The sequence below is a fragment of the Pseudomonas sp. genome (assembly GCF_030696055.1).
Taxonomy (GTDB): Bacteria; Pseudomonadota; Gammaproteobacteria; order Pseudomonadales; family Pseudomonadaceae; genus Aquipseudomonas.
In genome coordinates, this window is record NZ_JAUYNP010000140.1 from 1 (window position 1) to 5,692 (window position 5,692).

Below are 5,692 nucleotides of genomic sequence, written 5' to 3' on the forward strand. Positions count from 1 at the left end.
TGAGCCAGTTCCGGGTGTTGCTGCAGCGTCTGGTTGAACAGTTCGACCCAGTGAGTGCTGAACTGGCGCCCGGCCAGGCCGTTGATTTCCAGGATGGCGCGCAGCAGCGGGCGCTTGTTCAGGGTTTGGTGGGCGCGCTCATGGGTGCGGGCGTCGAAGGTGTCGACGATATTGATGATCAGGGCGCCGGGGCTGGTTTCAGCCTCCTTCAAGCCTTTGGGGTAGCCGCTGCCATCGGCGTGTTCTTGATGTTGCAGGGTTATTTCCGCGGCGGCGTCCCATCTGGGCATGCGCTTGAGCAGGTCGTAAGCGAGGCGGGGATGCGATTGCATTTGCCGGCGCTCTTCGCGGTTGTAGTGTGCTTCCTTGTGCAGCAGTTCCAGGGGCAGGAAGGCCATGCCGAGATCATGCAGGCAGATGGCGGCGGCCAGTTGCGCGGGCTGTTCCGGGCTGCCGCCCAGCTGATTGATCGCGAGAGCCAGGTCCAGCTGGCGCAGGCCGCGACCCTGCCAGTAATGTGAGCGACGCTCGCTGGCCTGCATTAACTCGATAAAGAACAGCAAGTCGGCATCGGGTTGGATGCCATGGCGTCTGAGTAGATCGGCGGCGGCGGGTTCATCGACGGCAATGGCCTTGGTCGGGCGTGAGCTGGGGTCGAGTTGTTGCAGCAGGGCGCTGCGTATTTCCGTTTGCCGCGCATCCGCTGCTGTGGCTAAGGCGCTGAGTGCCTGGCCCAGGGCGCTGCTTTGCTCGGTGCTGAGGCGGGTGGGGGTGCCGCTGAGGCTGTGCTCGATCAGCTCTTTGAGGTGGTCCAGGCTCAGCAATAAGATGTCGCCGAGCAGGCTGTCGAAGCTCAGGCGCGCTTCGCGCAGGCGGGCCAGCACATCTTCCATGGCTTGCGGGAGGGGCATCAGGTTGTTCAGGCCGATATAGCCGAGATTGCCCTTGAGCGTATGCACCAGGCGGAACAGTTCGCGCAGCCGCTCAGTGTCGGCGGGCGCTTGCTCGAGCTCGATCAGCAGTTGTTCACAGCGCTGAAACTGCTCGGCGGACTCCTGGCGAAAGTCCGCCAGCAAGTCGCTGGGGATTTCGACAAGGTTCGGCATGACCATAACCCTCTCCATTTAGCAGCGGCCAGGCAGGCCTATGCCTGAGTATAGGAAGGCTTGATAAAAGCGCGTGGGGCGGCGGCTGCAAGTGGCGGCTTAACCATATATAATCCCGCGCTTTGCCGCGTCGTGCGGGGTAGGGCCAGCAGGTGCGCGTGCGCCGCTGGTCGATAGCGCCCCCGATGGACGGCGCAATTGCAGAAAATGGCGCGTGCGCCAGCCGGCTCGACGGCTTGCCAGCCCGGCCAATAGCGTCGCAATCAGTGCGGCCCAACGAATTCAAGACTCTAGAGAAGCGATCCATGATGCGCAGCCATTATTGCGGCCAACTGAACGAGAGCCTGGACGGCCAGGAAGTCACCCTTTGCGGTTGGGTACATCGCCGTCGTGACCATGGCGGGGTAATTTTCCTCGACATCCGTGACCGTGAAGGTCTGGCCCAGGTGGTTTTCGATCCTGATCGCGCACAAACCTTCGCCACCGCCGACAAAGTGCGCAGCGAATACGTGGTCAAGATCACCGGCAAGGTGCGTCTGCGTCCGGCCGGTGCCGGCAACGCCAATATGGCATCCGGTGCCATCGAAGTGCTGGGCTATGAGCTGGAAGTGCTGAACGAGGCGGAAACCCCGCCGTTCCCGCTCAACGAGTACACCGACGTGGGCGAAGAAACCCGTCTGCGCTACCGCTTTATCGACCTGCGTCGCCCGGAAATGGCGGCCAAGTTGAGGCTGCGCTCGAACATCACCAGCAGCATCCGTCGCTACCTGGACGAGAACGGCTTCCTCGACGTGGAAACGCCGATCCTCACCCGCGCCACTCCTGAAGGCGCGCGCGACTATCTGGTGCCGAGCCGCACCCACGCCGGCAGCTTCTTCGCCCTGCCGCAGTCGCCGCAGCTGTTCAAGCAGCTGCTGATGGTGGCCGGCTTCGACCGCTACTACCAGATCGCCAAGTGCTTCCGCGACGAAGACCTGCGTGCAGACCGCCAGCCGGAATTCACCCAGATCGACATCGAGACCAGTTTCCTCGATGAAGCCGACATCATGGCCATCACCGAGAAGATGATTCGCCAGCTGTTCAAGGAAGTGCTGGACGTCGAGTTCGGTGAGCTGCCGCACATGAGCCTGGCCGAGGCCATGCGCCGCTTTGGTTCCGACAAGCCGGATCTGCGCAACCCCCTGGAGCTGGTGGATGTCGCCGATCAGCTGCAGGCGGTCGACTTCAAGGTGTTCAGCGGCCCGGCCAACGATCCGAAGTGCCGCGTTACTGCGCTGCGCGTTCCGGGCGGGGCGAGCATGCCGCGCAAGCAGATCGATGATTACACCAAGTTCGTCGGCATCTACGGCGCCAAGGGCCTGGCTTATATCAAGGTCAACGAGCGTGCCAATGGCGTCGAAGGCTTGCAGTCGCCAATCGTCAAGAACATCCCGCTGGACAACCTCAACGTGATCCTCGATCGCGTCGGCGCGGTCGATGGCGACATCGTATTCTTCGGTGCCGATAAATCGAAGATCGTCAGCGAGGCTCTGGGCGCGCTGCGCATCAAGCTGGGCCATGATCTCAGCCTGCTGACCTGCGAATGGGCACCGCTGTGGGTGGTCGACTTCCCGATGTTCGAAGAGAACGACGACGGCAGCCTGACCGCCATGCACCACCCCTTCACCGCGCCAAGCTGCAGCCCGGCCGAGCTGGAGGCCAATCCGGCCGGCGCCCTGTCGCGCGCCTACGACATGGTGCTGAACGGCACCGAGTTGGGTGGCGGCTCTATCCGTATCCACGACCGCGCCATGCAGCAGACCGTGTTCCGCGTGCTGGGCATCAGCGAAGACGAGCAGCAGGAGAAGTTCGGCTTCCTCCTCGACGCCCTCAAGTTCGGTGCGCCGCCCCATGGTGGTCTGGCCTTCGGCCTGGATCGTCTGGTGATGCTGATGACCGGCGCGCAGTCTATCCGTGAAGTGATCGCCTTCCCGAAAACCCAGAGCGCGGCCTGCGTCATGACCCAGGCGCCTGGTTTGGTGGATAACAAGGCGCTGCGTGAGCTGCATATTCGCCTGCGCGAGCAGCCCAAAGCCGAATAAGCCTTAGCGCCGACAAGGAGCCTGGATTTTCCAGGCTCCTTGGTTATGGGTGTGCCAGAACCTGATTTGACGAATTACGGAGTGAGTTATGGCCGGTCATTCCAAATGGGCCAACATCAAGCACCGCAAGGGGCGTCAAGACGCCAAGCGCGGCAAGATTTTTACCAAGATCATTCGTGAGCTGACGGTCGCCGCCAAGAGTGGCGGGCTGCCGGCGGACAACCCGCGCCTGCGCCTGGCGGTGGATAAGGCGCTGACCGCCAATATGACCCGCGACACCATAGATAGGGCCATCGCCCGTGGTGCTGGTGCGGACGAAGCCGACAATATGGTCGAGCTGAGTTATGAGGGTTATGCGCCCAATGGTGTGGCGATCTTTGTCGAGGCCATGACCGACAACCGCAACCGCACCGCGGCCGAGGTGCGCCATGCCTTTACCAAGTGTGGCGGCAACCTGGGTACCGATGGTTCGGTGGCCTATATGTTCGAGCGCAAGGGGCAGATCAGCTTCGCGCCCGGGGTCAACGAAGATGCCCTGATGGAGGCGGCGCTGGAAGCGGGCGCCGACGATATCGTCAGCGCCGATGATGGTTCGGTCGAGGTGTTTACCTCCTTTGCCGACTTCCTGGCGGTCAACGAGGCGCTGACGGCCGCGGGTTTCAAGGGCGATGAGGCCGAGGTGGCGATGATCCCGTCGATCCATGCGCCTATCACCGATCTGGAAACTGCGCAGAAGGTGATCAAGCTGATCGATATGCTGGAGGATCTCGACGACGTGCAGAACGTCTATCACAACGCCGAGATTCCCGACGAGATCATGGAGCTGCTGGGTTAAGAGCCGTGCTGTTGAACCAGCCGGAAGTTGCCGGGCCGAGCGCTCAGGTGCTTCCGGCTTTTTATGGCCTGCCATCCGTGGCAGCCACCCTTCGGGCCGTCGCTGCGCGGCGTTAAAAATTGCTCCTGGCAATTTTTCATGGCTGTTTGAGCAGTGACTATGAGGTCGGCTGCCCCTATACTCGGCAACTGGATAAATAGACAGTGTGGCGGCAGGCGGTGGTCAACACCTTGAGCGGATGGTAGGGCATGACCTTGATCCTCGGTATCGACCCCGGTTCGCGCATCACCGGCTACGGCGTGGTGCGGGATACCGGGCGCAGCTGCGAATATGTCGCTTCCGGGTGCATCCGTACGGGCAGTGGCTCCATGCCCGAGCGCCTGCAGATAGTGTTTCGCGGCGTGCGTGAGGTGATCGCGACCTATGGGCCGGTGACCATGGGCATCGAGCAGGTGTTTATGGCGCGCAATCCGGATTCGGCGCTCAAGCTCGGTCAGGCGCGGGGGGTGGCCATAGTGGCGGGGATCGAAGCGGGGCTGGATATCGCCGAATACACCGCTACCCAGGTCAAGCAGGCGATTGCCGGCACAGGCGGGGCGGATAAAGAGCAGGTGCAGATGATGGTCATGCACCTGCTCAAACTGGTGCAGAAGCCGCAGATCGACGCCTCCGACGCCCTGGCCATCGCCCTGTGTCACGCCCATCACCGGCAGAGCCTGATTCCCCATGGCCTGGTTGGGGCCAAGCGGCGCGCTGGTCGTCTTCGTTTGTAACTTTATTTAGGAATGTGGCGGTGATCGGACGTTTGCGCGGTACCTTGGCGGAGAAACACCCGCCCCATGTGATTGTCGATATAAATGGCCTGGGCTATGAGCTGGAAGTGCCCATGACCACCCTGTACCGTTTGCCTGCGCTGGGCGAGCCGCTGACCCTGCATACCCATCTGGTGGTGCGCGAGGATGCCCATCTGCTCTATGGCTTTTTCGAAAAGCGCGAGCGCGAGTTGTTTCGCGAGCTTATCCGGCTCAATGGCGTCGGCCCGAAACTGGCCTTGGCGCTGATGTCCGGGCTTGAAGTCGATGAATTGGTGCGCTGCGTGCAAGCGCAAGACACTTCGGTGCTGGTGAAAATCCCCGGTGTCGGCAAGAAAACGGCAGAACGTTTGCTGGTGGAACTCAAGGGTCGCTTCAAGGCCTGGGAAACCGTGCCGGGTATGACCGCCCTGGTGGTGGAACCCCACGCAGGTAGCGCAGTCTCAAGCGCGGAGAATGATGCGGTCAGCGCACTTATTTCTCTCGGTTACAAACCCCAGGAAGCCAGCCGCGCCGTCTCAGCCATCAAGGAAGAGGGTTTGAGTAGTGAAGATATGATTCGTCGTGCCCTGAAGGGAATGCTCTAGTGCTAGAAGCCGATCGCCTGATTACCGCCACCCCCCGCGACCGCGATGAGCAGGTGGATCGCGCCATTCGCCCGCTGAAACTGGCGGACTATATCGGCCAGCCGAGCGTGCGCGAGCAGATGGAGCTGTTTATCCTGGCCGCCCGAGGGCGCAGCGAGGCGCTCGACCATACCCTGATCTTCGGCCCGCCGGGCTTGGGCAAAACGACCCTGGCCAATATCATCGCCCAGGAAATGAATGTCTCGATCAAGAGCACCTCGGGCCCGGTGCT

The 5,692-nt window shown here is 61.9% G+C and carries 6 protein-coding genes; 5 read left to right on the forward strand and 1 reads right to left on the reverse strand.

Annotation, left to right across the window (positions count from 1 at the left end):
* Positions 1-1,106: HD domain-containing phosphohydrolase (locus tag Q8Q83_RS08240; protein ID WP_305622745.1), on the reverse strand; the 1,106-nt coding region annotated here is incomplete at its 3' end.
* Between the two features lie 305 nt (positions 1,107-1,411).
* On the opposite strand from Q8Q83_RS08240, the gene aspS reads away from it, so the two are divergent.
* The 5 genes from aspS to Q8Q83_RS08265 form a co-directional block, all read left to right on the forward strand.
* A complete protein-coding gene (gene aspS, locus Q8Q83_RS08245; RefSeq protein ID WP_305622747.1) occupies positions 1,412-3,187 on the forward strand; it encodes an aspartate--tRNA ligase in 1,776 nt (591 codons plus the stop codon).
* Between the two features lie 88 nt (positions 3,188-3,275).
* Entirely contained in the window at positions 3,276-4,022 is a 747-nt protein-coding gene (locus Q8Q83_RS08250) for a YebC/PmpR family DNA-binding transcriptional regulator (protein WP_305622748.1), read from the forward strand.
* Positions 4,023-4,270: 248 nt separating this feature from the next.
* Positions 4,271-4,795, forward strand: a complete 525-nt coding sequence (ruvC, locus tag Q8Q83_RS08255) for a crossover junction endodeoxyribonuclease RuvC (RefSeq protein WP_305622750.1) — start codon at positions 4,271-4,273, stop codon at positions 4,793-4,795.
* 20 nt (positions 4,796-4,815) lie between these two features.
* On the forward strand, positions 4,816-5,421 hold the full coding sequence (gene ruvA / locus Q8Q83_RS08260) for a Holliday junction branch migration protein RuvA (RefSeq protein WP_305622751.1): 606 nt from the start codon (positions 4,816-4,818) through the stop codon (positions 5,419-5,421).
* Positions 5,421-5,692 (forward strand): AAA family ATPase (locus Q8Q83_RS08265; protein WP_305622753.1); only part of this gene is annotated, 272 nt, incomplete at its 3' end. The genes ruvA and Q8Q83_RS08265, both read left to right, overlap by 1 nt.